Origin of the sequence: Halomonas sp. DN3, assembly GCF_024137905.1 — a bacterium.
GTDB lineage: Bacteria > Pseudomonadota > Gammaproteobacteria > Pseudomonadales > Halomonadaceae > Halomonas > Halomonas litopenaei.
This window is the reverse complement of the sequence record NZ_CP099965.1, coordinates 1700306-1725741: the sequence shown is the minus strand read 5'-3', so window position 1 is coordinate 1725741 and position 25436 is coordinate 1700306. Positions and strand designations below refer to the sequence as shown.

Genomic DNA, 25436 nt, shown 5'->3' with positions numbered 1-25436 from the left:
TCATGTCTCACGAGCTTCTCGCCTCCCTCGCGCCGGAACTGGTGGAGCGCCTGCGCCACATCAAGCTGCTGGCGCTGGACGTGGACGGCGTACTGACCGATGGTCGACTGTACTTCCACGCCGACGGCTCCGAGTTGAAGGCGTTCAACACCTTGGATGGCCACGGCCTCAAGCTGGCCAAGCGCGCCGGCATCCAGGTGGCCCTGATCACCGGGCGCAGCTCCCCCATGGTCACTCAAAGAGCCAGAGCACTCGGCATCGAGCACGTACAGCAAGGGGTCGAGCGCAAGCTGCCCGCCCTTGAATCGCTGTGCGATTCGCTGGGCCTGACCCTCGACCAGGTCGCCTACTGCGGCGATGACCTGCCGGATCTGCCCTGCATCCATCGCAGTGCGGTCGGCATCACCGTGCCAGGCGCCCCCTGCTACCTTCGTCAGCACGCCGACTGGGTCACCCAGGTTGCCGGCGGACATGGCGCGGTGCGCGAGATCACCGACACCCTGCTGATGGCCCAGGGCCGCCTCGACGATATCATCGACAGCTACCTGAGCAACGGACCGCTGACATGAAACTGAGCGCACTGCGTCCAGGCTTTCGCTTCTGGCTGGTCATCCTGCTGCTGGTACTCGGTGGCGGCCTGACGTTGCTCGACCCCCGCGAGAGCAACGTCCCCGACCTGGTACCCAATGACAAGGCCGGCGAGCCCGACTACTACCTGGTGGATGCCCGCCTGACCCGCTTCGATGCCCAGGGCACCCCCCATCAGCGCATCGATACGCCACGCCTTGTGCACACACCGCTCGACGACGTCACCCGGGTGGACCAGCCGGACCTTGCGCTGATCGACGACAGCGGCCGAGAGTGGATCGCCGACGCCGACAACGGTGAACTGGGTCCGGACGGCAACCCCCTGACCCTGTCAGGCGACGCCCATCTCGAGGCCCCCGCGGAGCGTTGGCAGCTTGATACAGAGGTATTGGTCTACGACAGCGACAGTGGCCATGTCTGGAGCGAAACGCCAGCCGTCCTACGCCAACCCCCTCAACAGATGCAAGGGGAGCGCTTCGACGCCTGGATCCATGACAATACCGCTCGCCTGACCGACAATGTCACCGGTCATCATCCGCCAGAGCCTCAATAAGGAGCCCCTTCCATGATGCGTCCAAGTCCCGCCCTCCTGCTTGCCCTGGCCCTTGGCCTGGCCGCCGGCGCCACCGGCAGCAGTGTCCTGGCGCTGGAGAGTGATCGCAGCGCACCGATTCAGGTGGAGGCCGACCAGCTGGATCTCGATGATCGCGCCGGTACCGCGGTCTATACCGGCGACGTGCGCATTGTGCAAGGCAGCATGATCCTCACCGGCGAACGCGTCGAGATCCAGCGCAACGACCAGGGACAACTGTCACTGGCGACCGCGACCGGCTCCCGCGCCTACCTCGAGCAGAAGCCATCCCCGGAAGAACCGGTGGTCAAGGGCTGGGGCCGCAAGGTGATCTACCACGTGGCCGAACGGCGCATGGAGCTGATCGACCAGGCTGAGCTGCACAAGGCCAATGACACCTTCGACGGTGCCTATCTGGAGTACTTCCTCGATCGCCGCGTGGTCCAGGCCCGCTCCAGCGCCCAGGGCGTCCAGGGCGAGCAGCGCATTCGCATGACCCTCGAGCCGGAAAGCCAAGGAAACTGATGAAGACTCTCCACGCTCGCCATCTGGCCAAGAGCTACAAGAAGCGTCGCGTCGTCCAGGACATCAGCCTGTCGATCGAGCAGGGCAGCATCGTCGGTCTGCTGGGCCCCAACGGGGCCGGCAAGACCACCTCCTTCTACATGATCGTCGGCCTGGTCAGAGCCGACGCCGGCAGCATCAGCATCGATGATCGGGACCTGAGCCGCGCGGCCATGCACCAGCGCGCGCTGGCCGGTATCGGCTACCTGCCTCAGGAGGCTTCGATCTTTCGCAAGCTGTCGGTGGCCGACAACATCATGGCGATCCTCGAGACCCGCAAGGACCTCGACCGCGAGGGCCGAGAAGCACGTCTCGAGCAGCTCCTCGAGGACTTCCACGTCAGCCATATTCGCGACAACCCCGGCATGAGCCTGTCCGGCGGGGAGCGGCGCCGGGTCGAGATCGCCCGCGCCCTGGCCACCGAGCCGGCCTTTATCCTGCTCGATGAACCCTTCGCCGGGGTCGACCCGATCTCGGTGGGCGAGATCAAGTCCATCATTCGTCAACTCAAGGCCCGCGATATCGGCGTCCTGATCACCGATCACAACGTGCGCGAGACCCTCGATATCTGCGATCGTGCCTACATCGTCGGCGACGGCCAGATCATCGCCGAGGGCAGCGCCGAGTCCATCCTCGCCAACCAGCGCGTCAAGGAGGTCTACCTGGGCGAGAACTTCCGCCTCTAGACCGCAGGGCCGCCCGACAGCCGCAGTCGCATCAAGCGGCCGCAACACTTGCCAGCATCAGCATCCAACCGCCGACCCCGAAAGGGTCGGCCTCACCTTGCACACAGGGCCTCCCTCGAAAGAAGCACCTCCCCCCCTACCAAGTTGTTCCACATCGACCTTTTCACTCCCTCCCATAGGTCAAAAAACACCAACTTGGCAAGATGCTTGCATGTCTGATGACTCGTCGTTAGGGTAAAGCCTTTCGACAACACTGGTGGATCCCGACCCATGGCCCTCAAGGCGTCACTGCAGCTGCGCATCGGTACCCAGCTGACCATGACCCCGCAACTGCAACAGGCGATCGGCCTGCTGCAGCTTTCGACCCTGGACCTGCGCCAGGAGGTCCAGCAGGCGCTGGAGGCCAACCCCATGCTCGAACTCGAGGACGAGTTCGGCGAACAGCAGACCAGGGAAGCCGTGGAAGATGACTGGGCGGATCAGATTCCCTCGGAACTCAGTGTGGACAGCGACTGGTCCGACACCTACCAGGACCTGGGCACCACCCCCGCCGGCAGTGGCGAGGCGCCGGATTTCGAGCGCCAGGCAAGCTCCCAGTCACTGCACAGCCACCTGAGCTGGCAACTGGCGATGCTCGACGTCAGCGACCAGGAGCGCCTGATCGCCGAGAGCCTGCTCGACGCGGTCAACGCCGACGGCTATCTCGAGCAGACACTGGATGACATTGCCCAGGGGCTCGAGCAAGACGGTCGTCGCCCCCCTCCCCTCGCCGAGGTGGAGGCGGTGCTGGTTCGGCTGCAACAGTTCGAACCGACCGGAGTGTTCGCCCGCGACCTGCGCGAGTGTTTGATGCTGCAACTGGATAGCCTGCCTCGCGATACCGTCCTGCTGCCCCAGGCCGGACGACTGGTACGTCAGTTTCTCGAGGCACTGGCCAGCGGCGACCGACGCCTGCTGAAGCGCCGACTAGGACTCGATGACGACCAACTCGACAGCGTCATCGAGCTGATCCGGAGCCTCGACCCACGTCCCGGCAGCCAGTTCGGTGACAGCGACAACGACTACGTCATTCCCGACCTGGTGGTACGCCACACCGAAGAGGGCTGGCGCGTTGAACTCAATCCGGATGCAATGCCCCGACTGCGCATCCAGCCCGACTACGCTGCTCTGATTCGGCGCGCAGACAAGAGCCAGGACAACCAGTTCCTCAAGGACCACCTGCAGGAGGCGCGCTGGCTGATCAAGAGTCTGTCCAGCCGCAACGACACCTTGCTGAAGGTCGGCCGGGAAATCATGGTGCGTCAGATCGACTTCCTCGAGCAGGGAGAAGCGGCCATGAAACCGTTGGTGTTGGCCGATATCGCAGACAAGGTGGAGATGCACGAGTCCACCATCTCCCGCGTGACCACCCAGAAGTTCGTGCACACGCCTCGCGGCGTGTTCGAGTTGAAGTATTTTTTCTCGAGCCAGGTCGGCCAGGATGGCGACGCCCATTCCAGTACCGCCATCCGCGCCATGATCAAATCGTTGATTCAAAAGGAACCTGCCCGCAAACCTCTGTCGGACAGCAAACTGGTGGAATTGCTGGCGGAAGACGGCGTCAATGTCGCCAGACGCACCGTGGCAAAGTACCGGGAAGCCATGAATATTCCGTCTTCCAGCGAGCGCAAGCGACTGCGCTGAGTCCTTGCGCTGCGGCGTCGCTAGCCTAGTTATCGGGAAAGCGCAAGCACTTGAAATTTCGCATGACATCTGCGTCTTTCTGCGTAGCGTCGAGGGGGTTTGCAGGATCGGAAAAAGGGTTACAATCAAGCCACCACCCGAAAGAGCAAGGAGCCTGTCATGCAAGTCAACATCACCGGCCACCACGTCGAATTGACCGATCCCCTGCGTGACTACGTACAAGAGAAGCTCACCCGTGTGGAGCGCCACTACGACAACATCACCAACGTCCAGGTGACCCTCTCGGTGGAAAAGGAACGCCAGCTGGCCGCCTGCACCCTTCACGCCGCCGGTGCCGACCTGCATGCCGAAGCGCAGGACGGCGACATGTATGCTGCTATCGACGCCCTTGCCGACAAGCTGGACCGCCAGCTGGTCAAGCACAAGGAAAAATCCCAAGCCCGCGCCCAAGGCGCCGGAATTCGCTGACTCTCATGACATTGGAAGCCATTCTCCCTCCCGAGCGCACATTGTTCGATGTCCCGGGAGGCAGCAAGAAGAGGGTGCTGGAGTTTTTCAGCACCTTCATTGCGCAGAACACCCCGAGCCTAGACAGCCAGGAGGTCTTCAGTCGGCTGATCGGACGTGAGCGCCTGGGCAGTACCGGCATCGGCAATGGCGTCGCCATTCCGCATGCCCGCAACCCCCACTGCAAGGCGCCCATCTCCGGCTTCCTCAAACTCGCGGAACCTGTCGACTTCGATGCCATCGATGGTGAGCCCGTCGATCTGGTGTTCGTGCTGCTGGTACCGGAAGAGGCCGACGACGCCCATCTCGCCCTGCTCGGCCAGGTCGCCGGCGTCATGAACGACGCCGACACACGTCACCGTCTGCGCCACGCCAGCTCCCAGCGCGAGCTTCACGAGCGCCTGCAGGAAGCCATCCGCCAGCAGGCGCCAGGGGACGACACTCCCTCCTGATCGCGGCCTTGCCTAGGCCATCAGCAATGGACGCCTGCCCAAGGAGACAGGACATGCAGCTCGTGATCATCAGTGGTCGCTCCGGCTCGGGAAAGTCCGTGGCCCTTCAGGCCCTGGAGGACCTGGGGTTCTACGCCATCGACAACCTTCCCGCGACCTTGCTGGGCGCCCTGGTGGACGAGCTGGAAAACGGTCATTCCCGCCGTATCGCCGTCAGCGTCGACGCCCGCAACCTGCCTGAGGCGCTGGAACGCTTCCCCGCCCAGCTGGCGTCCCTCAAGCAGAGTCCGATCGACTGCCAGGTGGTCTACCTGACCAGTGATGCGCGAATTCTGCTCGAGCGTTATTCCCACACGCGGCGCCGTCACCCCCTGACCCGTGATAGCGACATGACCCTGGCGGAGGCCATCGAGTCCGAACAGAAGGCCCTTTCGGGTATTCGAGACCTGGCCGATCTGGTCATCGACAGCTCTCGCCTGTCGGTGCACGAACTGCGTTCGCGCATCGCCGAACAGGTCGCCGATCACCGCAGCGGCCAGTTGAGCCTGACCGTGGAGTCCTTCGGCTTCAAGCGAGGCGTGCCGCCGGATGCAGACATCGTGTTCGATGCCCGCTGTCTGCCCAACCCCTACTGGGAACCATCGCTGCGTGATGCCAATGGCTGCGATCCCAGCGTCATCGACTTCCTCGAACGCTATCAGGACGTCGCCGACATGAAGCGCGACATTCTCGCCTGGGTGCGCACCTGGCTACCGCGCTATCAGCAAAGCCAGCGCAGCTACCTCACCGTGGCGGTGGGCTGCACCGGAGGACAGCATCGTTCGGTCTACCTGGCCGAGGGAATCGCCTCGGCCCTGGCCGACCAGCATCCCCGCGTCCGTCTACGCCACCGCGAACTCGGCCAGCAACGCCGACTGGACAGCGGAGGACTCTAGGCGTGGCCCGACGCACCCTGACCCTGACCAATCGTCGTGGCCTGCATGCACGCGCCGCGACACGCCTGGTCACCTGCTGCCAACCCTTTGACGCCACCGTCACCGTCCACCATGGCAGCCGCTCGGGTGACGCCGCCAACATCATGTCGCTGCTGATGCTGGCCGCCCCCTGCGGTACGGAGCTGACCCTGGAGGCCGAAGGCAAGGACGCGGACGCGGTGCTGGACGCTCTGGAGGCACTGTTCGACGCACGCTTCGACGAAGACGCCTGACGTCTTCCCTCTCCTTGTTTTGACCGCCACCCCCTGCCTGCCAAGGACGCCATGCAACTGATCCAGACCGGCAAGTACACCGAGGTCCACTACGAGCCGGACCAGGACGCCTTCATCAAGACCTTCACGCCCAAGACCAGCGATCGCTGGCGCTACCGCCTGGGCATCCGGCGCTACCCCGGCCACAATTTTCGCTATGTCGCCGGCCGACTGGAGCGACTGGGTATCGCCACACCGAAAATCCTGTCGGCAGAGCGCTATCGTCTGGTCACCGCCAACGTGCACGGCATCGCGCTCAAACAGCTGGTCCTCGACTCTCCGGAACTGCAGAACCGCTACCTGGACATTCTCGAAGCCTTGTACCGTGACCGTATCCACTGTCGTGGCCTGCACACCGAGAACTTCCTGGTCGTCGACGGAGAGGTGATCGCCATCGATCTGGATGCCTACAAGGCGCCGCGGGTCTTCACCTATCCGCGCCGAGAGTTCATCGACTGCCTGAGTCGCTCGCTGAAAAACGACGAGGCGTTCCTGTTCGAGCGCTTTCTCGAACGTGTCGACGCCCAGCATCCCTGAGGAAAGCACCGCTCCTCCTTGTGCCCTCGCCTGCCCCGCGCTACCCCGGTTTTCCGGGTACGAGCGCTGGCGTTGGCGACGGTAGCAGCAGCAGTGGTAAACTTTTAACTCGTCACTCAGTTTACCACCAAGCGTCCTTCAGGAGCCGACATGACCTCTCCGGTGTGGCATCCCTACGCCCATCTCAAGACCCAGGCCCCTGCCCCCCGGGTAGTCGGCGGCCAGGGCACCCGCTTTACCCTGGACAGCGGCGAATCATTGCTCGACGCGACCTGCTCCTGGTGGTGCATGATCCACGGCTACGGACATCCACGGCTGGTCAAGGCGATTCAGGAGCAGGCTGCCACGCTGTGTCACGTGATGCTTGGAGGACTAACCCACGATCCCGCCGACCAGCTCGCCCGGGAACTGGTTCGCGTCACGCCAGAGGGCCTCAACCACGTGTTCTTCTCCGACAGCGGCTCGGTGGGCATGGAGGTGGCGATGAAGATGGCGGTGCAGTACCACCATCTGCGCGGCCGCCCCAACAAGCACCGCATGCTGTCATTGATGAAGGCCTACCACGGTGATACCGCCGGCTGCATGGCGGTGTGTGACCCCGAAGAGGGCATGCATTCGCTGTTTTCCGGGTTTCTTCCGAAGCACCATTTCGCCCCGGCGCCGACGGCCCCCTATGCGGCCACGCCGGAGCAGGTCGCCGCCGACCTCGACGCCTTGCGTGGGGTGCTGGAAGCCCACCACCACGAGATCGCCGCGCTGTTGATGGAGCCCCTGCTGCAGGCCGCCGGTGGCCTCAACATGACCTCACCGGACTATCTGAAAGGTGCTCGCGCCTTGTGCGACGAGTTCGACGTGCTGTTGGTGTTCGACGAAGTGGCCACCGGCTTTGGCCGCACCGGGCGCATGTTCGCCGCCGACCATGCCGGTGTCAGTCCGGACATCATGGTGCTGTCCAAGGGGCTGACCGGCGGCTACCTTGGCCACGCGGCGACCCTGGCCAGCGACCGTGTCCATGACACCTTTATCGGCGACAGCGAGCTTCACGCCTTTATGCACGGCCCGACCTTCATGGGCAATCCGCTGGCCTGTCGCGTGGCACTGGAAAGCCTCAGGGTCTTCGAGGAGGACGACTATCTGGGCCGTATCGCTCGGCTTAACGCCATCCTTGTGCAGGAACTCGCCGGCGACAGTGACCTGCGCGCCCACCCTGCGGTGGCCGACATCCGTGTGCTCGGCGCCACCGGCGTGATCGAGGTGCACGACAGTAAAGCGCTGAAAGGCGCCGCCTCCATCGCCCGTGAACAGGGCGTGTGGCTGAGATCCTTCGGCAGATGGCTTTACACCATGCCGGCCTACATCACCTCGGATGAGGAAATGCGCCAGATCATCACCGCAATGAAAGCGCCTTTCACAGCAAACGCATAATTAGTGGGCAGGGTCGGCGCTGACTAGCTCTCTACCAGCCCGCCGGCCTATATCACCTCGGATGACGAGATGCGCCAGATCATCACCGCAATGAAAGCGCCGTTTCTTTCTGCATAGTCAGGGTCGGCGCTGGCTGGCTCTCTACCAGCCCGCCTGCCTATATCACCTTGGATGACGAAATGCACCAGATCATCAAGGCCATGAAGGCCCCTTTCACCGCAAACGCATAATGAGTGGGCTGGGTCGGCGCTGGCTGGCTCTCTACCAGCCCGCCGGCCTATATCACCTCGGATGACAAGATGCGCCAGGTCATCACCGCAATGAAAGCGCCGTTTCTTTCTGCATAGTCAGGGTCGGCGCTGGCTGGCTCTCTACCAGGCGCTACCACGCTCTACCAGCCCCAGAACAGCAGCCACCAGGCGCCGATCACCGGCGCCTGGGCGGCGAGCATGGGCAGCATGGCCAATAGTCGACGCGGGCCACCGGCGTAGCGTCCGAGGATGCCCCATCCAAGCCCCGCGCTTGCCAGTACGCCAAGCCCCAGCAACAGCGCCCTGGCGTCATTGGCCCAGTGGATCAGCAGGCCATCGCCTCGCAGCAGGGTCAGGGTGGTCATCGACAGGCCCAGGAAGACGCCGACCGCGGCCAGGGGTATCAGGGCGTAGGACAGGTGCCACAGACGCTGCCAGCGCCAGCGGCCAAGCAGACGGTTGGTCAGCGACAGCGACAGCGAGACAAGCCCCCCCAGCACCAGGGTAGTCACGCCGATATAGCCCAGCAGCAGGGCTCCATCGAGCAGGGTGAAGACGTCGTTGTGTTCGGGATAGTGGGTCAGCAGCCACCAGGGTGCGCTGGTTTCCAGCGGCCATCCCCAACCGCGCTGATAGAGCCAGACGGCCGCCTGCTGCTTGGCGGCCACAAACCAGGGGCTCGCCGACCAGTGGAATGCCCCCACCGCGATGCCCAGCAGGCCGAATACCACCAGCACGAACTCCCACAGGGTCGCGGGTCGCTGAGGCGGTGGCGACACCACCTCGATGCCGGGCGCCCTGAGCTCGAGATGGATAGCATCCTTGTAGCCTGAACAACGCGAACACAGATGGCAGTCACTGGCGCTGTCCAGCTGCTTCAGCGGGATCAGCACCGGGCAGTCCGGAGCCCGGCTTCTTGACACCTCACGCCGGCGCTGGCGCCGTCCGTGTTCGGTCCACACCTCGGGGTCGGCGCGGTAGTGCAACGGCGCCAGCTTGGCCAACAGCGCAAAGACGCCGCTGACCGGACACAGATGGCGACACCAGACGCGCTTGCCCTTGCCGTAGACCAGACCGATCACGGCCGCCGCCAGGGTCGAGCCCCCCAGCACCAGCAGCGCGGCCTTGGGATACTGGTAGACGCTGACCAGCTGCCCATAGATCGTGGTCATGGCGAAGCCCACGAACGGCCAGCCACCCCAACGCATCCAGCGCGGTATCGCCCGGCCCATGCCGACACGGCTGGCGGCTTCCGTGATGGCACCCTCCGGACACATCATCCCGCACCATAGCCGCCCCGCCACCACCATGCTGACCATGACAAAGGGCCACCAGATACCCCAGAACACGAACTCGGCGAACACCGTGAGGTGATCGAGGATGCGTGCCTCATGGTTCGGCAGGGGCAACAAGGGTGGCACCAGCAGCAGCACGGCGTAGAACGCCACCACGGCCCACTGCAGTGTCAGAATCCAGCGCCGATGATGCTTCAGCCAGGCTCCCAGACGCGCCCAGCGTCGGGTCTTGCGGGCGCCTGGATGCCGATTCTCAGCCACGGTTGGCCGAGTGTCCTTGCCAGACCCGCAGCGGCGATCGCTGGCTTCTGGCATCACTGCTGGCGTCACTGTTGCCGTCCCTGTTGCCGGCACTGCCGCCGCCTCGTTCACGACACCGCTCCCTCGACGACGTTGTGGGACGGGCGCTGCCCGCCCACCCACCAGTAGACGAGCCCCCAATAACACACGTAGCCGAGCACCAGCGTCGAGGAAGGCCAGGCACGGTAACCGGCGATACTGGCCAGCAGTCCGCCGACTCCCTGGCCGTCATCCAGCCAGACACTGGTGTCCCACAGCGGATCGATCCCGACCGGCAACCAGCCCAGATTCATCAGCCGCTCGAGCGCCGCCACCCACAGGCCCGCCGCCACCAGCAGCAGCAGGATCTCGCTGGCCCGGAAGAACCCGCGCCAGGCCAGTCGTCGCGAGAACCACTGCAGCATCACGAAGCAGGCAGCCGCCGTGACAAAGCCAAGACCTGCGGCCAGGGCGAAGGAGGTCAGTTGTCCGCCTCGCCACTGGGCCAGACCCAGACCGTACAGAAACACCAGGGTCTCGGCGCCTTCCCGAGCCACCGCCAGGGCCACCAGGGTAGCGATGCCCCACAGCCGTGAGCGCGACAGACACAGCATGGCGTCACACTCCATGGAACGTTTGAAGGAGGCGCCGCGACGGCGCATCCACGCCACCATCTGCACGATCAACGCGGCGGCCAGCGCCGACATGGCGGTCTGAAACAGGGTCTGGGCGTCACCGGTCAACCAGCGCCCTACTCCCATCAGCACAGCACCCAGCACCACCGCCAGGGCGATACCCGCCGCGACACCGCCCCACAGCCAATTCAAGGCATCGCGACGCCCCTCTCGGGCGAGCCAGGCGTAGACAAGGCCGACCACCAGGATGGCCTCCAGGCTCTCGCGCAGGACCACGATAAAGGCCGCTTCGTTCATGGGTGAGCCTCCTCGGAGGCTTCCCGAGCGATAATCACGCCCTGGGCATCGGGCAGGTGAAACTCGTCGAAGTAGTCGTAGCGCCCCGGCTTCAGCGGGTGGACCACGACGAAGGAGTGAACGCCGGGGCCCATCACCTTTTCCTGGCGAAGCCGGCGACTCTCGAATTCCACCGGCGTACTTCCGGCATTATGCAGTTCGATCTTGAACCGCTGCCCGGCGACGACCTCAAGTTCGACGGGATCAAGCCTGCCGTCAACAAGGGTCAACCGGTAGGTAGGCAGCGCTCCGGCCTCTGCCTGACCAGAGGTGGCGCACAGTGTCATCAGCGACAGCGCGACCAACGGCGCCGTGATCAGCGCGCCCGAGAGACGGGAACGACGTAGCAGCAACATGACCGCCTCCTCTCAGTAGCCGCCCTTCTTGCCCACGCCGGCGTAGACAAAGTCGTACTCGACGTCGAAGGGCGCATACCAGGGTGCCACGCCGGTTTCCTTGTCGATGTGACGCATCAGGTGCGGCGCTTCGATGTGGAAGCTCAGGTGATAGCGCCCCATGCCCTCGAGCGCCACATTGACACCATAGTGGGTGCCGTCGCTGGCGATCATCGGCATCAGGCTACCTTCGATCACACTGTCGCTGCCTTCCTTCTGCAACCGATAGTCAATGTGCAGAAAAGGAATCCAGGCGCCAGGAGGAAAACCGTTGTCGTTGTCCTCGAGGGCGTGAATATCCGCCTCGAGATGAATATCGGCCTCGGCAGCGGCCAGCTCACCGGCAGGCTCCATGACCACCGGCTGCAGGTAGACCGCGGCGACTTCCATGCCGTTGACCAGTTCGGGCTCGCCGATCGGATACTCCAGCGCCGAGGCACTGCTGGAAAAGACACCAAGACAGAGGGTGGTGGCCAGGGCGGCCAGGGCGGAGCGGTCAAAGATCGGCGATGCAGACATGCGAGAACCTCGGGATAGAAAATGGCGAGAACCGTTCGCGCTTCAAGAATCATTTCCATGAAAAAGTTCATGAAGCGCCGCCCGGTGTCGCCACACTCTAGCCTGTGCCGGCAGGCACGCCTGTGACGTGCATCAAAGTCTCGAACCTCTGTTGCACTGGCCGCGCTTTTGCGTGACGCTGCACCATCGGTACCTAAGGCCCCTGACGAGATAGCGAAAGCCCATGACCAGCCTCAGCAAGACCCGCACCAGCTTCTATCGACGCCTCTACCTGGCCCATCTGGTGGCCACCGGCATCGATAGCGTGCCGGCCATCACCACCGCCACCGGCATGCCGAGACGTACCGCTCAGGACACCCTCGCCGCCCTCGAGGAACTGGACATCCGCTGCCGCTTCGAGCATCAGCCAGGCAAGCCTCACAATATCGGCCACTATCGCATCGAGGACTGGGGGCCGATCGATCCCGACTGGCTGTCGCTTCACGCCGAGCGCCTGGGGCAGTTGCTGGGCTACCCCTCCCTCGCCAACGCGCACCCTTGATCCCTTCACCGCGCAGGCAGCGAGCGCCCATGGGTGGAGATCACGACGGCTCAGTCAGCGGGGCGTGCATGCCCGAAGCTCTCTCGAAGTGCATCACTGGCACGGAGCGTCGATACCTCCAGCCCCAGCCTCTCCACCCATTCAAGCGTCGTCTCGACCCAGCCGTCCCGTGAGACCATGAGCCGGTCACCACAGCGGCGGCAACTCTCCACCAGCAAGCGATGCTCTCCGCGCCGTTCATCCGTGAGCTCGAGCCAGTCCGCCCCTTGCGTCAACTGGAGCGCTGTCTCCGGCCACCAGGCCAGCCTCAGGCGAGGATCGACGGCCTCGGGTTCACCGGCGACCAGCAGCGCAATGGCGCCGCAGCCACACTCTGCCCTGGCGTAGAGATTGTTGCTCATGGTGTTCTCCCTGTTGATCCACGCCCTGTGATAGCCGACGCGAACGCCCCGGCTGGTGCCAAACGACGCCAGCCCCTATAGTCGAGCTTTCCTCGACACTGCATCGGATCATGGATTCACGACTCGAACAACGGGCCCTGTCGCTCTCGATCATCACCACCCTGGGCGTCGCCCTGCTCGGGGTCAGTTTCGGCCTGCTGGCCGGCTCCCAGTCGATCCTCTTCGATGGCGTCTTTTCCACCATTGACGCCGCCATGTCGGGGCTTGCGCTGGCGGTATCGCGGCTGGTCGTGCGCGAGGCGACCTCACGCTTCCAGCATGGCTTCTGGCACTTCGAGCCGATGGTGGCGGCGCTCAACGGTGGCATTCTGCTGCTCTTGTGCTTCTACGCCTTTCTCAACGCGCTGCGGGAATTGCTGGGCGGCGGCCACGCCCTCGCCTTCGGCGCGGCCACCCTCTACGCCGCCGTGGTGCTGGTAATCTGCAGCGCCATGGCGGTGTATCTCAAGAAGATCAATCGCAGGGCCAACTCCGAGTTTCTGCGAATCGATCAGAAGAACTGGCTGATGGCGGCGCTAATCACCGGCGCGCTGCTGGTGGCCTTCGTGATCGCCCTGCTGCTGGAAGGTACCGCGCTCGACCACTGGACGCCCTATGTCGATTCGGCGCTGCTGGTGGTGCTGACCCTGGTGTTCATGCCAGTGCCCATCAACATCATTCGGCGAGCCGCCAAGGACATCCTGCTGATGGCACCCAGCGCCATCGATCGTGAGGTACACGCGGCGATGAAGGAGATCATGCAAAGAGAGGGTCTCAGCCACTACTACAGTCATGTGGCCAAGAGTGGCCGGGGCCACTTTATCGAGATCCATATCGTCACCGCGCCGAACTTCGCTGCCGGACGCGGCATGGTAGAGATGGACGAGATCCGCGAGGAGATATCCTCACGACTGAGCATTCCCCCCGAGCGCCGCTGGTTTACCGTCGCCTTTACCGCCGAGGAACGCTGGGCCTGAAGGCGAGGCCGTCAGCCCGGCGCGGGGTCACCGGCAAGACGCGAATAGACCACATGGGACAGCGCCCGTCCGCCGACCCATTCGCACTCGCGCAGCACGCCTTCCTGGCGAAAGCCGAGTCGCTCGGGGATAGCGCGACTACGGCTATTGCCCTCGGCACAACGAATCTCGAGTCGATGAAGCTCGAGTTCGTCGAAACCCCATTCCACCAGGGTTGCCACGGACTGCGTCATCCGGCCCCCACCCTGGAAGTCGCTGCGCAGCCAATAGCCCAGCGACGCCCAGCGGTGACGTTCGACGATGCGGTTGAAGCCGACGACGCCGATCAGCTCGTCGTCCTCGAGCAAGACAAAGTGTCGAGCGGTGCCGAGACGCCGCTCGGCCATGGCAGCGGTGACGAAGACCTCGCAATCTCCCTGCTCGCGGGTCGCATCGACCCACGGCAGCCAGGGCCTCAACGACTCCCGGCTGGCGTCGATGGCGTGCCACAGAGCGTCACAGTGTTCCTTGCCGATCGACGCAAGCCACAGCCGCTCGGACACCCTCAGCATGCTGCCGGCACCTCCTGCCTGCCAGTTCCGGACTCGCGCAACCTCCAACGCCGACACACCATCTGATGCTGAGTCAGAACGCCCGTCACTCGGCGGCCTCCCAGCGATCTCGCCCATTGCGCTTGGCCTGATACAACGCCTGGTCGGCGCGATTCATGGTCTGCTCGTAGGTCTCGTCATGACGGTGCTCCGCCGCGCCGATGCTGACGGTCAGCGACAGGGAGTCGTCGCTCACCACCTGGGTGGTACGCAACTTGGCCTGGAGCCGCTCGAACAGGGGCTCAGCCGCCCACAGCGAAGCGCCGGGCAAGGCAATCAGAAACTCTTCTCCCCCCCAGCGGCCGACGATATCGCCACCACGCAGGGTGTCGTCGAGGACCTTGGCCACTACCAGCAGCGCCTGATCGCCGACATCATACCCATGCTCGTCGTTGAAGCGCTTGAAGTGGTCGATGTCCACCATCGCCAGGGTAAAAGGGCGTTGCTGTCGGCTGGAGGCGGCCATCAGTCGACGCAGCTCGGTGTGCAGGCCACGACGATTGGGGATCTTGGTCAATGGATCGAGCATGACCTCGCTTTCCAGCGTCTGCTTGCGCTCGAACAATAGCTCCTGATAACCATCGGCGATGCGTGACAGCTTGTGCTGGCGACGCTGCTGTCGCTCCAGCCGGCGTTCGGCGGTGGACAGGTCGCTCTTGACGTTGCGCTGAAAGCCATCGGAAATGGAAGCCATGCGCTCCAGCCGCTCAAGCTGCTCGGTATGCCGCCGGTAGAGCGCTTCGAGCGGTGCCTTCAGTGGATTGTCCTGATGCTCGGACGAGGCCAGCAGCGCCTCGATGTCCCGCAGCAGCTGACGATCCCTTTCGGTCATGAACTGGTGTCCTCGACGGGGGTGATCGCAAACGGAAAACTGCAGTCTTCCTTGAACTCCTCGGCCAGCTCGGCGATGCGTTCATTTCTGACATCGTAGCGCCAATCCACGCTGCAGGCCTTGCCTTCCAGGTGAGCCTCCTCCATCAGGTCGAAGATGTCCATCATCGCCTTGACCGAGCTGGTGTTGAGGTAGACCAGTTCCAGGCACACTTCGAGGGGGCTCTCGCCGTCTCGCAGGTAGTTATCTACCCAGTTCAGCACGCCACTGTAGAGCTCGAAGGTGTTTTCGGGATAGGAGTCGCCGCGCATGGTCAGCGTTCCGGCGTCCCAGTCAGAACGAATGTCAGGGGTCGACTGGGTCCCGTCAATCGCAATGTCGTTAATCATTTTCTCGACTTTCCGTCAGATAGTGGCGGTGATGCAGAAAAAGCTCTGTTGATCGGAGAGCGGCGTCAGGTTCGACTGAAGCGGCTGGCAGGACTTGCGCGCCATGTCGATCAACCCCAGCCCTGCTCCCCGGGAGCCGTCTTCCCGCGGCTTTCTGAGTTGCTGCTTGTAGCATCGCTTGAGCTCGACCGCGTCCATCTCACCGAGTTCCTCGACGGCCGCCATCAGACGCTGGCCATCGGCATGCTCGACCACGTTGCCCGCCGACACCAGATAGTGCCCCTGCTCGCCCCGCGCCACCGCAACGGTGGCGGTGGCCCGCTGTTCGTCATAGCCCATGGCGGTGGCGTAATGGCTGATGTTCTGGGTCATTTCGATGTAGGTCGAGAACACGTCCATCGCCGCCGATGGTGCCGCAGATTCGCTGTTGAGATAGTTGCGAATGGCCTTGCCGATCTCTTCGATCAGGCTATGGGAAATCGGGCCATTGAAGCTTAGCAGCACGCGCTGTTTCTCGAATTGGTCGCGCAGCGTCAAGAGGTCCATGGAACTTCCTCATCGTGACCGTGGTGAATATTGGACGTCGCGGACGCGGTGCCATCCTGCTCGTCCTCGACCGCCGGCTGGAAGCACAGCAGGGTGATATCGTCACGCTGGTGCGCCTCACCCTGGAATCGCTCCAGCGAATCCAGGAAGGCCGCAACCTGTGCCCTGGGATCGAGCCCGGCGTGCTCCAGCAGCATGGCCTCGAAACGCCGCCTGCCAAAGCCAAACCCGTGCTCGCCGCCCGCCTGATCCAGGAAGCCGTCACTGCACAGCGTACAGGACCAGCCAGGCACCAGTGCCAACGTTTGATTGGTGAACTCCCCACGACGCTTGAACGCCAGGGCGCGTCGGCCACCGGCCAGTACCTCCAGGCGCTGGCCATCGGTGGCATAGAGATCCAGCTTGGCGCCGGAGAAGGTCAATTGCTGCTGGCCGGCGCCGACCCACACCAGCCCCGCATCCATGTGCGGCGTCACGCCGTGAGCCTCGCTGTCGGCCTCGAGCGTGCGGCGAATGCGCCGGTCCATCTCCTCGAGGATACCCGCCGGTTTCTCGGGCCCCACCTGGTTGACCGAGTTGTCGAAGGCCGCACGAGCGAGCATGGTCATCAGGGCGCCGGGCACGCCGTGTCCCGCGCAGTCGATGACCCCCAGCAGATAGCCGCGGTCATGACCGAAGTCCCGAAACACGAAGATGTCGCCGCCGACCGTATCCTTGGGACTCCACAGCACGCCGTGCCTTAGCCCGGCGCAGCGTTGCATGTCGCGGCTGGGCAGGATCGCCTGCTGCAATACCCGAGCGCAGTCGAGGGAATCATCGATCTGACGCTTGGCCTCGCTCATCTGCCGATTGGCCAGGGTGAGATCCATGGTGCGCTGACGGATGCGTTCCTCGAGCTCCTCGGTATGGGCCTGAACCTGATCGGCCATGCGCTGGAAATCGCGTGACAGATCGCCGATCTCGTCACCGCGGTCACTGTCGAGCCTGGTGTCATAACGGCCCTGGGCCAGCGCCTGGGCGGATTGACTGAGGCGACGCATTGGGTTGACGATCAGCCGCCGCAGGGCGATCACTACCACCAGCAGCACCACCCCGAGACTGGCCACCAGGGCAAACATCAGCGGCCACAACCAACGCTTTTCCAGCAAGGTGGCGGCGTAGGGATCGACCGCCGACACCAGCCACCAGTCGAGCTCCGGCATGTAGCTGACCGCCACCACTCGCTCCTCACCGGACCACTCGAGGGTGCGGGTCTCTACCTCTCCGCCGCTCTCTCGGGCCGATGCCAGCATCTCGGCGAGGGCCTCGGGATCCTCGACCGCCGCATCAAGCACGCCGCCGCCTTCATCGACCTGGCTCAAGTCGGTCGCCTGGAGCTCTCCGTCCTCTGCCATCGCCAGCACCCGACCCTCGCGGCCAAGCAGGAAGGAAGCAACACCCAACGGTTGATCGTCGAAGCTGCTGGCCAGAAGGCGGTTGAAATTGAGGCCGCCACCGACCATGCCAAGGGGCCCGTTCTCGCCGTCGACGCGAACATTGATCCACACCCGGGTGATGTCCAGCGCCGGACTATAGGCGACCTGAACCCGGGTAGGCGCCCCACTGTCCATCATGCGGAAGTACCAGCTGTCTTCACTGTCACTGCGTGACAGCTGGTTGCGGGGGGCACGACTCGGACTCATCTTGCCGTCGTTGAAGTAGAACTGGCGACTGTCGTGATGCACCACAAAGTAGTCGTCACCGTCGAACTGCTGGCGAAATCCCTCGGACTCGGCGAAGAAACGGGCCTTGAGTTCCTCGTTGTCGATATCCGAGAGCCACTCGCGGGTGACCGTCAGATCGCCGAAGCGCCTGGCCAGGGCCAGTTCGGTGGACAGCGGCGTCAGCATGCGCTGGGTATGCAGCTGGCTGTACTGCTCGGCGAAGCGTTGTCCGAAGTGGCGCTCGACGTCCTGAAGCGCGTGGCTGCCGATCCACAGCACCGGCACCAGTGCGACCAGAAAGGACAACAACGGGATAAGTAACGACTTGACCCCCAATCCCAGGTGGCGGCTCATGATGCCTCCTTGGCGAGAATCGACAGGTGGAGAGAGTCTTGCATCACCTTCACTATAAGAATATGCGTATCGACGCATCATGCCATGAAACCCGTATGGCGGCTAATGAAGTGTCTCAGTCTTCTGCTCTGACAGACGCCCCCCGGACTCGCTTCGCCACGATAAAAAAAGGGCGGCGAGCCAGGCTCGCCGCCCATCAACGATCAGTCACCCGATCGAGAGAGCTCAGCAAAACATCGTGTCGACAGGCAGTCCCGTCTATACCTCGAAACCAAGGCCGAAACTGGCCGCGTCCATCGCCATCAGGCCCTCGGCCCCTGCCTGCATCTGGGCGGCGTGGGTACGGGTGCGCGGCAACAGCCGTTCGAAGTAGAAGCGCGCGGTGTGGATCTTGGCCTGGTAGAAGCTGGCGTCGCTGGGCGAGTCCGCCAGCGCTTCCCGGGCGCACTTGACCGACCGGGCGAACAGATAGGCCAGGGTCACGTAGCCCGAGTACATCAGGTAGTCCACCGAGGCTGCCCCCACTTCTTCACGATCGCTCATGGCCTTCATGCCGATGCCCATGGTCAGCTCGCCCCATTGACTGTTGAGCTTGGCCAGCGGGCCAACAAAGGGCGCCATGGCCTCGTCGTCGGCGTTGGCCTGGCAGAACTTGTGGATCTCCTTTGTGAAGGCCTTCAGGCTCTCGCCCTGGTTCATCAGCACCTTGCGTCCCAGCAGGTCCAGCGCCTGGATTCCAGTGGTGCCTTCGTACAGCCGTGTGATGCGTGCATCACGCACCATCTGCTCCATGCCCCATTCCTGGATAAAGCCGTGGCCGCCGAACACCTGTACCCCTTCATTGGTGGCCTCGAAACCAAGCTCGGTCAGGAACGCCTTGACGACAGGGGTCAACAGGCCCAGCAGGGTCTCGGCCCGCTCGCGCTCCTCGCCGGCCGAACACTGCTCGACCACGTCCACCAACTGAGCGGTATACAGCACCAGCATCCGGCCGCCTTCGGCGATGGCCTTCTGGGTCAGCAGCATGCGCCGCACGTCCGGATGGACGATGATCGGGTCCGCGGCTTTTTCGGGTGCCTTGGGGCCCGACAGCGCGCGCATCTGCAGTCGATCCCGGGCGTAGGTGAGGGCGTTCTGGAAGCTCGCCTCGGCGAGCCCCAGGCCCTGGATACCGACCCCGATACGCGCGGCGTTCATCATGGTGAACATGCACGCCAGACCCTTGTTCGGCGCACCGATCAGGTATCCGGTGGCGCCGTCGAAGTTCATCACGCAGGTAGCGTTACCGTGGATGCCCATCTTGTGTTCGAGAGAGCCGCACACCACGCCGTTGCGCTCCCCCGCTTCGCCCTGGCCGTCAGGCATAAATTTCGGCACCAGAAACAGCGAGATGCCCTTGGATCCCTCGGGTGCATCCGGCAGCTTGGCGAGCACCAGGTGAAGGATGTTGTCGGCCAGATCATGCTCACCGGCGGAGATGAAGATCTTGGTCCCGCTGATGCTATAGCTGCCGTCATCCTGGGGCAGCGCGCGGGTCTTGATCAGCCCGAGGTCGGTACCGCAGTGGGGCTCCGTCAGGCACATGGTGCCGGTCCAGCTCCCCTCAACGAGCTTGGTCAGGTAGACGCGCTGCTGCTCTTCGGTGCCGTGGTGACGCAGCGCGTCTGCCGCCCCGTGGGACAGACCCGGATACATGCCCCAGGCCAGGTTCGACCCGCAGATCATCTCCGACAGCAGCATCGACAGTGACGGCGGCAGGCCCTGGCCGCCGTGCTCGGGCTCTGCGGCAAGGCTCGGCCAGCCACCCTCCACATACTGGCGATAGGCCTCGCGAAAACCGCTCGGCGCCTTGACCTCGCCACCTTCGAGACGACAGCCCTCGCGATCGCCGCTCTGGTTGAGGGGCAGCAGCACCTCGCGGGCGAAGCGCGCGCCCTCCTCGAGGATCGCCGCCACCACGTCGGGCGAGACATCATCCCCCGCAGGAAGACGAGCATAATGGCTCGGGTAGTCGAACAGTTCGTCCATCACGAAGCGCATGTCGCGCAGCGGGGCCTGATAGTCGGGCATGGGGCACTCCTGGATTCGGTGGCTGCGCCTGCGATGGACCTCGCCAGGACGCACTTTCAAACATGTGTTTGAAAGTAGCGACGACCGCCCTCTAAGTCAAGCGTTCGTTTCAGGGCAGGATTCACTGCATGCGAATACCGCCATCCAGGCGAATGACTTCGCCATTGAGCATGCTGTTGGTGATGATCTGCTCCGCCAGACGGGCAAATTCATCGGGCTTGCCCAGCCGCTTGGGGAAAGGCACCGACTGGGACAGCGCGGCGACGGCATCCTCGGGGATGTCCGCCATCATCGGCGTCTCGAACACGCCCGGCGCGATCGCCATCACCCGGATGCCGTGACGCGACAGTTCCCTGGCGGCCGGCAGGCTCATGCCTACCACCCCCGCCTTGGAGGCGCTGTAGGCGCACTGCCCCACCTGGCCATCGAAGGCGGCGACCGAGGCGGTATTGATGATGACACCACGCTCACCGTCGTCTCCCGGCGGGTTCTGGCTCATGGCCGCCGCCGCCAGGCGCATGACGTTGAAGGTCCCGACCAGGTTGATCTGCACGGTGCGTGCATAGGCGTCGAGGTCGGCCGGGTTGCCGTGGCGATCCACCAGCTTGGCCACACTAACCACACCGGCGCAGTGGATCACTCCGGCAAGGCCGTCACCGTGGGCCTGGGCAGCGTCGACCACCGCCTGGATGTCATCCGCCGAGGTGACATCGCCCTGCACCGCGATGGCAGCGTCGCCCAGGCGACTGGCCTGGTCCTGCACGCCCTCGCTCAAGTCGCACAGCACGACTCGACCACCGGCGGCCACCAGGCGTTCAGCACAGGCGGAGCCAAGGCCGGAGCCGGCACCGGTGATGACAAAGGTCGCGTTCTCGATACGCATGCGAATTCTCCTGATCAATCATGCAACAAGCCCCGAGCACTCGCTCGGGGCGTAAGGTAAAAACGTCTATCTGGATGCCTGGCCCGACACCATACCGACGGCTCGCTCAGGCCTTTTCGGCGGCATCGGCTCGCAGCTTGAAGCGCTGAATCTTGCCGCTCGGGGTCTTCGGCAACTCATCGACAAACTCGATCACCCGAGGGAAGGCGTGGGTCGACAGGCGCTCTCGCACCTGCTGACGAATTTCATCGGCCAGGGCATCGCTGGCCTCGAAGCCGTCACGCAGCACCACATAGGATTTGATGATCTCGCCGCGGATCTCGTCCGGCTGCCCCACTGCCGCGGATTCGGCCACCGCGGGGTGGGTCAGTACCGAGTTTTCCACGTCGGTGGGGCCGACCCGATAGCCGGCGGTGGTGATGATGTCGTCGTCGCGCCCGGCGAACTGGAAGCTGCCGTCCTCGTTGCGCACCACCACGTCTCCGGTCAGGTAGTAACCCTCGGCGAAGGGATGCTTCTCCTGCCAGGTATAGCCCGGGAAGAAATGCGCCGGCGAGCGCTCGATATCCACCGCCAGCACGCCGGGCTCACCGGGGGGCAACTCCTGGTACTCGGCATCGAGGATCACCAGGCGGTAGCCGGGCATGGGTACGCCCATGCCGCCGATGTGCTTCGGGTGCTCGAGCCGGTGGTGGTTGTTGCAGGTCATACCGGTCTCGGTCTGGCCGTAGTGATCCATCACCGGACAGCCCAGCGCCGACTCCACCCAGCTCACCACTTCTGTATTGAGCGGCTCGCCCGCTGAACTCGCCGCGCGCAGCGACAGCGTCTCATGGGCATTGTCGAACAGACCCGAGGCCTTCATCAGTCGATAGGCGGTGGGCGCCGCAGCAAAATTGGTGATGTCATGGCGCTGCATGAAGGCAAGCGCTCCCTCGGCGCTGAACCCCGCCTCGCAGAAGTGGGTGGTGATGCCCAGCAGCAGCGGCCCGGCGATGGCGTAGTAGAGGCCATAGGCCCAGCCTGGATCGGCCATGTTCCAGAAGCGATCTTCGGGGCGCAGGTCGACGGCCAGCTCCATGTACAGCGCAAAGGCCGGCATGGCCGACAGCGGCACCGCCACCCCCTTGGGCTTGCCGACGGTGCCGGAGGTAAACATCTGCAGAAAGGGGGCATCCGGCGACAGCCGCGGCGGCGAATCCTGGAGCGCTTCGCTGGCCAAGGCCTCGTCCCAGGAGAGGTCCTCCGGGTGCGCCTCGCTGGCGCCTCCCAGCGCGAGTACCGGCGGACAGCTTTCCAGGCCATCGAACTTGTGACGATTGGCCGCGTCGGTGATGACCAGGCGGGTGTCGGCACGTCCCAGGCGGTAGTCCACCGCATCCGGCCCGAAGGCGGTAAACAGCGGCTGGTACACCGCACCCAGACGCCAGGTCGCCACCACGGCGACCAGCAGTTGCGGCGAACGCGGCAGCATGCAGGCGATACGGTCACCGACACCCAGCCCCCGAGCCGCCATCCAGCCCGCCAGACGCGCGCTTTGCTGGTCGAGCTCACGATAGGTCAACCGGCTCACCTGACCGGCGGTGTCCTCATGCACCAGCGCCAGGACGTCGCCTCTGCCCTGCCCTAGATGTCGACCACAGCAGGCATGATAGGCGTTGAGATATCCATCCTGGTGGTCGTCCAGACGATCGATCACCTGCTGGATGTCGAAGGTCTCGCGATAGCTCTCGGCATCGACGGGCGTGACGTGGCTCATGACGGGCCTCTTGCGTTGTGATTGTTGATGAAGCTCTCCAGGGTGACCCCGGCAGCAATATTCCGTTGACGTAAGCGTCAACCTAGCAAGCGCTAGGGTTGAAGCTAGAGGCTTCAACGTCATGACACAAGCAAGAGTGCGCTAGACCATCGTCTAGGAATACCTCGAAGTACCGCACCGACCGAGCACGACGGACGTGCCCGCGCACTCGGCGAAAGAATGAACCTCATCGAGGCAACGACAACGCGGGAATGGGAAAAGGAGAACAGGAGCAAAAGAGAAAAGAGAAAAGACGAGCAGAACCGACTACCAAGCACACGGTGCGCCCCAGCTGTCCATCACAGGGGGCGGCCCGCTACTCTGCCCTCGGCAGATCAAGGACGGCGGGTGATCATCACGACCAGTTCGTGGGCCAGCTGTTCGGGGTCACGCGGTCCGTCCGGGTCGTACCAGCGCACCGTCCAGTTCAGGGCGCCCAGCACAAAGCGCGAAACCAGGGCACGATCGCCGGTGACCAGATCCGCTGCGATGGCGTCATCCAGCACCTCGTTCCACAGCGCCTCGTAAGCGTCACGCAGGTGGGTCAGGTGGTCCCGAGCGCCATCGTCGAGGCGCCGCCACTCATACAGCGCAACCACGTGGGCGTTGCGGTCGGTCAACAGCGTATCCAGATGGGCCCGCGCCATGGCATGCAGCCTGGACAAGGGGTCGGGCGCACTGTCCTTGAGCGCGGCTCGAGCCAGCGTCAAGGCGTTCTGGGTGCCCTCTTCGATGACCGCAGCAAGAATCTCCTGCTTGTCACGAAAGTGGTGAAAGAGGCTTCCTGACTTGATCCCCATTTCCTGTGCCAGCATGCGCACGGTGGTGCGATCGAAGCCTTCCTGGACAAACAGCTGAGCGGCGAGCCGGGTCAGCTCCTTGCGACGGGGCGAGTCATTCATTACATTCATCGACAGTTACACTAGCGCTTGCTTGGTTTCGTTGAGAAAAGCATAGCCCACCCTCGGGGTCAACGTCGTTTGCTGACCTTGTCGTACGCGATTCGCGTCGCGAGCGAAACCCCGGGGACTGAACCACACTGACATCACAGCGCCGTGTCCACGGCCCACACAAACACAACACCTTGCCGCTCGATCGCAGAATCGACATGCAAGAGTTTCAGGAGTCACGCCATGAGTCAGTCCGATATCGTCTTTCTTGCCGCTGCCCGCACCCCCATGGGCGGCATGCTGGGCTCCCTGTCCAGTCAGACCGCCCCCGAACTGGCCGCCTGCGCCATTCGTGCCGCCATCGAGCGCGCCAGGATTCCGGCAGACGCCATCGAAGAAGGGATCTTCGGCTGCGTGCTGCCGGCCGGGGTCAAGCAGGGGCCGGCCCGTCAGGCCATGCGCCAGGCCGGCATTCCCGACCACCGCGGCGCCACCACCATCAACAAGCTCTGTGGCTCGGGCATGAAGGCCACCATGCTGGCCCACGACCTGATCAAGGCCGGCACCGCCGAGGTCATGCTGGCCGGCGGCATGGAGTCCATGTCCAACGCCCCCCATGTGTTGACCAAGGCCCGTGGCGGCTACCGCCTGGGCCATGGCGAGCTCAAGGACCATATGTTCCTCGATGGCCTGGAGGACGCCGAGACCGGCAAGCTGATGGGTGGCTTCGCCCAGGAGGTCGCCAGTGAGCGCGGCTACGAACGCGAGCGCATGGACGACTTCGCCATCGCTTCACTGGAGCGGGCGATGCAGGCCACCGAGGCCGGCCACCTGGCCGCCGAAATGGCCCCCGTCACGGTCTCCAGCCGTCAGGGCGACACCCTGGTCGAGCATGACGAGCAACCCTTCCAGGCTCGCCTGGACAAGATTCGCACCCTGAGGCCGGCCTTTGCCAAGGACGGTACCATCACGGCGGCCAACGCCAGCTCCATCTCCGATGGCGCCTCTGCCCTGATCCTGTCCACCCGGGCAGCGGCGGATCGCCTCGGCGCCACCCCGCTGGCCCGCATGCTTGGCCACAGCACCCACTCGCGTCATCCCAGCGAGTTCACCATTGCCCCGGTGGGCGCCATCGAGTCACTGATGAAGAAACTCGACTGGTCGGTGGACGATGTGGATCTGTTCGAGATCAACGAGGCCTTCGCCGTGGTCACCCTGATGGCCATGGACGATCTGGGACTGCCCCACGACAAGGTCAACGTCTTCGGCGGCGCCTGCGCCCAGGGTCACCCCGTCGGCTCCACTGGCTCGCGGATCATCGCCACCCTGATCCACGCCCTGCGCACCAAGGGCGGAAAACGAGGGATCGCCAGCCTGTGCATCGGCGGCGGTGAAGCCACCGCCGTGGCGGTGGAACTGATCGACTGAGACCAAGAACAGGTCGGCCCAAAACA

Annotated in this window: 28 protein-coding genes; 14 read left to right on the top strand and 14 right to left on the bottom strand. The window is 64.0% G+C overall.

The annotated features are described in order from the left end of the window. The first annotated feature begins 2 nt into the window (after nucleotides 1-2). From NKF27_RS07645 to bioA, 11 genes are all read left to right on the top strand, one after another. Entirely contained in the window at nucleotides 3-569 is a 567-nt protein-coding gene (locus tag NKF27_RS07645) for an HAD family hydrolase (RefSeq protein ID WP_108132652.1), read from the top strand. Beyond that, nucleotides 566-1141 (top strand): LPS export ABC transporter periplasmic protein LptC, encoded by a 576-nt coding sequence (lptC, locus tag NKF27_RS07640; RefSeq protein ID WP_108132651.1) that lies wholly within the window; start codon nucleotides 566-568, stop codon nucleotides 1139-1141. The genes NKF27_RS07645 and lptC overlap by 4 nt, the downstream gene beginning before the upstream one ends. A 12-nt stretch (nucleotides 1142-1153) precedes the next feature. Continuing rightward, a complete protein-coding gene (lptA, locus tag NKF27_RS07635; RefSeq protein ID WP_083970449.1) occupies nucleotides 1154-1684 on the top strand; it encodes a lipopolysaccharide transport periplasmic protein LptA in 531 nt (176 codons plus the stop codon). After that, a complete protein-coding gene (gene lptB / locus NKF27_RS07630) occupies nucleotides 1684-2409 on the top strand; it encodes an LPS export ABC transporter ATP-binding protein (protein ID WP_045993254.1) in 726 nt (241 codons plus the stop codon). The genes lptA and lptB overlap by 1 nt, the downstream gene beginning before the upstream one ends. 270 nt (nucleotides 2410-2679) lie before the next feature. Further along, complete coding sequence (locus NKF27_RS07625) at nucleotides 2680-4092, top strand: RNA polymerase factor sigma-54 (RefSeq protein WP_213228699.1); 1413 nt, start codon at nucleotides 2680-2682, stop codon at nucleotides 4090-4092. A 159-nt stretch (nucleotides 4093-4251) separates the two neighbouring features. Further along, entirely contained in the window at nucleotides 4252-4560 is a 309-nt protein-coding gene (gene raiA / locus NKF27_RS07620) for a ribosome-associated translation inhibitor RaiA (protein WP_108447660.1), read from the top strand. A gap of 5 nt (nucleotides 4561-4565) precedes the next feature. Beyond that, a complete protein-coding gene (gene ptsN / locus NKF27_RS07615) occupies nucleotides 4566-5051 on the top strand; it encodes a PTS IIA-like nitrogen regulatory protein PtsN (RefSeq protein WP_045993251.1) in 486 nt (161 codons plus the stop codon). A gap of 53 nt (nucleotides 5052-5104) precedes the next feature. Then, a complete protein-coding gene (gene rapZ, locus NKF27_RS07610; RefSeq protein ID WP_045993250.1) occupies nucleotides 5105-5986 on the top strand; it encodes an RNase adapter RapZ in 882 nt (293 codons plus the stop codon). Nucleotides 5987-5988: 2 nt separating this feature from the next. Then, entirely contained in the window at nucleotides 5989-6258 is a 270-nt protein-coding gene (locus NKF27_RS07605) for an HPr family phosphocarrier protein (protein ID WP_045993249.1), read from the top strand. Nucleotides 6259-6309: 51 nt separating this feature from the next. Next, nucleotides 6310-6834, top strand: a complete 525-nt coding sequence (locus NKF27_RS07600) for a hypothetical protein (RefSeq protein WP_253555958.1) — start codon at nucleotides 6310-6312, stop codon at nucleotides 6832-6834. A 150-nt stretch (nucleotides 6835-6984) separates the two neighbouring features. Then, the gene (gene bioA, locus NKF27_RS07595; RefSeq protein ID WP_253555957.1) at nucleotides 6985-8259 is read left to right on the top strand and encodes an adenosylmethionine--8-amino-7-oxononanoate transaminase; all 1275 of its coding nucleotides are present in this window, start codon (nucleotides 6985-6987) and stop codon (nucleotides 8257-8259) included. A 391-nt stretch (nucleotides 8260-8650) separates the two neighbouring features. On the opposite strand, the gene NKF27_RS07590 is transcribed toward bioA, so the two are convergent. From NKF27_RS07590 to NKF27_RS07575, 4 genes are all read right to left on the bottom strand, one after another. Then, the gene (locus NKF27_RS07590) at nucleotides 8651-10066 is read right to left on the bottom strand and encodes a 4Fe-4S binding protein (protein ID WP_253555955.1); all 1416 of its coding nucleotides are present in this window, start codon (nucleotides 10064-10066) and stop codon (nucleotides 8651-8653) included. Between the two features lie 107 nt (nucleotides 10067-10173). Beyond that, nucleotides 10174-11016 (bottom strand): FTR1 family protein, encoded by an 843-nt coding sequence (locus tag NKF27_RS07585; protein ID WP_253555953.1) that lies wholly within the window; start codon nucleotides 11014-11016, stop codon nucleotides 10174-10176. Then, the gene (locus NKF27_RS07580) at nucleotides 11013-11411 is read right to left on the bottom strand and encodes a cupredoxin domain-containing protein (RefSeq protein ID WP_231498632.1); all 399 of its coding nucleotides are present in this window, start codon (nucleotides 11409-11411) and stop codon (nucleotides 11013-11015) included. Before NKF27_RS07580 ends, NKF27_RS07585 begins: the two co-directional genes overlap by 4 nt. A 12-nt stretch (nucleotides 11412-11423) precedes the next feature. Beyond that, nucleotides 11424-11969, bottom strand: coding sequence for an iron transporter (locus NKF27_RS07575; protein WP_108447658.1), 546 nt, complete (start codon nucleotides 11967-11969; stop codon nucleotides 11424-11426). Between the two features lie 223 nt (nucleotides 11970-12192). Here NKF27_RS07575 and NKF27_RS07570 point away from each other — a divergent pair, with 223 nt between their 5' ends. Continuing rightward, entirely contained in the window at nucleotides 12193-12510 is a 318-nt protein-coding gene (locus NKF27_RS07570) for a helix-turn-helix domain-containing protein (RefSeq protein WP_108132644.1), read from the top strand. 50 nt (nucleotides 12511-12560) lie between these two features. On the opposite strand, the gene NKF27_RS07565 is transcribed toward NKF27_RS07570, so the two are convergent. Then, on the bottom strand, nucleotides 12561-12911 hold the full coding sequence (locus NKF27_RS07565; protein WP_253555951.1) for a hypothetical protein: 351 nt from the start codon (nucleotides 12909-12911) through the stop codon (nucleotides 12561-12563). 110 nt (nucleotides 12912-13021) lie between these two features. On the opposite strand from NKF27_RS07565, the gene NKF27_RS07560 reads away from it, so the two are divergent. Further along, nucleotides 13022-13927: a cation diffusion facilitator family transporter gene (locus NKF27_RS07560; RefSeq protein ID WP_253555950.1), complete on the top strand. Its 906-nt coding sequence runs from the start codon at nucleotides 13022-13024 to the stop codon at nucleotides 13925-13927. A gap of 11 nt (nucleotides 13928-13938) precedes the next feature. Here the strand turns inward: NKF27_RS07560 and NKF27_RS07555 are convergent, their stop codons facing one another. From NKF27_RS07555 to NKF27_RS07515, 9 genes are all read right to left on the bottom strand, one after another. Further along, on the bottom strand, nucleotides 13939-14478 hold the full coding sequence (locus NKF27_RS07555) for a GNAT family N-acetyltransferase (protein ID WP_253555949.1): 540 nt from the start codon (nucleotides 14476-14478) through the stop codon (nucleotides 13939-13941). A gap of 85 nt (nucleotides 14479-14563) precedes the next feature. Continuing rightward, a complete protein-coding gene (locus NKF27_RS07550) occupies nucleotides 14564-15349 on the bottom strand; it encodes a diguanylate cyclase (protein WP_253555948.1) in 786 nt (261 codons plus the stop codon). After that, entirely contained in the window at nucleotides 15346-15738 is a 393-nt protein-coding gene (siaC, locus tag NKF27_RS07545; RefSeq protein WP_286985216.1) for a biofilm regulation phosphoprotein SiaC, read from the bottom strand. Before siaC ends, NKF27_RS07550 begins: the two co-directional genes overlap by 4 nt. Nucleotides 15739-15753: 15 nt before the next feature. Beyond that, nucleotides 15754-16284 (bottom strand): biofilm regulation protein kinase SiaB, encoded by a 531-nt coding sequence (siaB, locus tag NKF27_RS07540; RefSeq protein ID WP_253555947.1) that lies wholly within the window; start codon nucleotides 16282-16284, stop codon nucleotides 15754-15756. After that, nucleotides 16272-18341: a biofilm regulation protein phosphatase SiaA gene (siaA, locus tag NKF27_RS07535; protein ID WP_253555946.1), complete on the bottom strand. Its 2070-nt coding sequence runs from the start codon at nucleotides 18339-18341 to the stop codon at nucleotides 16272-16274. Before siaA ends, siaB begins: the two co-directional genes overlap by 13 nt. A gap of 258 nt (nucleotides 18342-18599) precedes the next feature. Next, nucleotides 18600-20411 (bottom strand): acyl-CoA dehydrogenase C-terminal domain-containing protein, encoded by a 1812-nt coding sequence (locus tag NKF27_RS07530; protein ID WP_253555945.1) that lies wholly within the window; start codon nucleotides 20409-20411, stop codon nucleotides 18600-18602. A 121-nt stretch (nucleotides 20412-20532) separates the two neighbouring features. After that, nucleotides 20533-21294 carry an SDR family NAD(P)-dependent oxidoreductase gene (locus NKF27_RS07525; RefSeq protein WP_253555944.1) on the bottom strand — a complete coding sequence of 254 codons (762 nt, stop codon included), beginning with the start codon at nucleotides 21292-21294 and terminating at the stop codon, nucleotides 20533-20535. A gap of 106 nt (nucleotides 21295-21400) precedes the next feature. After that, a complete protein-coding gene (locus NKF27_RS07520) occupies nucleotides 21401-23053 on the bottom strand; it encodes an AMP-binding protein (protein WP_253555939.1) in 1653 nt (550 codons plus the stop codon). A gap of 374 nt (nucleotides 23054-23427) precedes the next feature. Next, nucleotides 23428-23994, bottom strand: coding sequence for a TetR/AcrR family transcriptional regulator (locus tag NKF27_RS07515; RefSeq protein ID WP_045993235.1), 567 nt, complete (start codon nucleotides 23992-23994; stop codon nucleotides 23428-23430). Between the two features lie 231 nt (nucleotides 23995-24225). On the opposite strand from NKF27_RS07515, the gene NKF27_RS07510 reads away from it, so the two are divergent. Then, a complete protein-coding gene (locus NKF27_RS07510) occupies nucleotides 24226-25410 on the top strand; it encodes an acetyl-CoA C-acyltransferase (protein ID WP_108447653.1) in 1185 nt (394 codons plus the stop codon). Nucleotides 25411-25436: the final 26 nt, after the last annotated feature.

Bases quoted from the DNA above. Each gene is read 5' to 3' on its own strand.
- bioA (WP_253555957.1), top strand. From the start codon at position 6,985: ATGACCTCTCCGGTGTGGCATCCCTACGCCCATCTCAAGACCCAGGCC.
- NKF27_RS07555 (WP_253555949.1), bottom strand. From the start codon at position 14,478: ATGCTGAGGGTGTCCGAGCGGCTGTGGCTTGCGTCGATCGGCAAGGAA.
- NKF27_RS07570 (WP_108132644.1), top strand. From the start codon at position 12,193: ATGACCAGCCTCAGCAAGACCCGCACCAGCTTCTATCGACGCCTCTAC.
- NKF27_RS07530 (WP_253555945.1), bottom strand. From the start codon at position 20,411: ATGCCCGACTATCAGGCCCCGCTGCGCGACATGCGCTTCGTGATGGAC.
- NKF27_RS07580 (WP_231498632.1), bottom strand. From the start codon at position 11,411: ATGTTGCTGCTACGTCGTTCCCGTCTCTCGGGCGCGCTGATCACGGCG.
- NKF27_RS07625 (WP_213228699.1), top strand. From the start codon at position 2,680: ATGGCCCTCAAGGCGTCACTGCAGCTGCGCATCGGTACCCAGCTGACC.
- raiA (WP_108447660.1), top strand. From the start codon at position 4,252: ATGCAAGTCAACATCACCGGCCACCACGTCGAATTGACCGATCCCCTG.
- NKF27_RS07575 (WP_108447658.1), bottom strand. From the start codon at position 11,969: ATGTCTGCATCGCCGATCTTTGACCGCTCCGCCCTGGCCGCCCTGGCC.
- lptC (WP_108132651.1), top strand. From the start codon at position 566: ATGAAACTGAGCGCACTGCGTCCAGGCTTTCGCTTCTGGCTGGTCATC.
- rapZ (WP_045993250.1), top strand. From the start codon at position 5,105: ATGCAGCTCGTGATCATCAGTGGTCGCTCCGGCTCGGGAAAGTCCGTG.
- lptA (WP_083970449.1), top strand. From the start codon at position 1,154: ATGATGCGTCCAAGTCCCGCCCTCCTGCTTGCCCTGGCCCTTGGCCTG.
- NKF27_RS07645 (WP_108132652.1), top strand. From the start codon at position 3: ATGTCTCACGAGCTTCTCGCCTCCCTCGCGCCGGAACTGGTGGAGCGC.
- NKF27_RS07520 (WP_253555939.1), bottom strand. From the start codon at position 23,053: ATGAGCCACGTCACGCCCGTCGATGCCGAGAGCTATCGCGAGACCTTC.
- NKF27_RS07525 (WP_253555944.1), bottom strand. From the start codon at position 21,294: ATGCGTATCGAGAACGCGACCTTTGTCATCACCGGTGCCGGCTCCGGC.
- NKF27_RS07600 (WP_253555958.1), top strand. From the start codon at position 6,310: ATGCAACTGATCCAGACCGGCAAGTACACCGAGGTCCACTACGAGCCG.
- ptsN (WP_045993251.1), top strand. From the start codon at position 4,566: ATGACATTGGAAGCCATTCTCCCTCCCGAGCGCACATTGTTCGATGTC.
- NKF27_RS07515 (WP_045993235.1), bottom strand. From the start codon at position 23,994: ATGAATGACTCGCCCCGTCGCAAGGAGCTGACCCGGCTCGCCGCTCAG.
- NKF27_RS07585 (WP_253555953.1), bottom strand. From the start codon at position 11,016: ATGAACGAAGCGGCCTTTATCGTGGTCCTGCGCGAGAGCCTGGAGGCC.
- NKF27_RS07565 (WP_253555951.1), bottom strand. From the start codon at position 12,911: ATGAGCAACAATCTCTACGCCAGGGCAGAGTGTGGCTGCGGCGCCATT.
- siaA (WP_253555946.1), bottom strand. From the start codon at position 18,341: ATGAGCCGCCACCTGGGATTGGGGGTCAAGTCGTTACTTATCCCGTTG.
- siaC (WP_286985216.1), bottom strand. From the start codon at position 15,738: ATGATTAACGACATTGCGATTGACGGGACCCAGTCGACCCCTGACATT.
- siaB (WP_253555947.1), bottom strand. From the start codon at position 16,284: ATGGACCTCTTGACGCTGCGCGACCAATTCGAGAAACAGCGCGTGCTG.
- NKF27_RS07560 (WP_253555950.1), top strand. From the start codon at position 13,022: ATGGATTCACGACTCGAACAACGGGCCCTGTCGCTCTCGATCATCACC.
- NKF27_RS07550 (WP_253555948.1), bottom strand. From the start codon at position 15,349: ATGACCGAAAGGGATCGTCAGCTGCTGCGGGACATCGAGGCGCTGCTG.
- lptB (WP_045993254.1), top strand. From the start codon at position 1,684: ATGAAGACTCTCCACGCTCGCCATCTGGCCAAGAGCTACAAGAAGCGT.
- NKF27_RS07510 (WP_108447653.1), top strand. From the start codon at position 24,226: ATGAGTCAGTCCGATATCGTCTTTCTTGCCGCTGCCCGCACCCCCATG.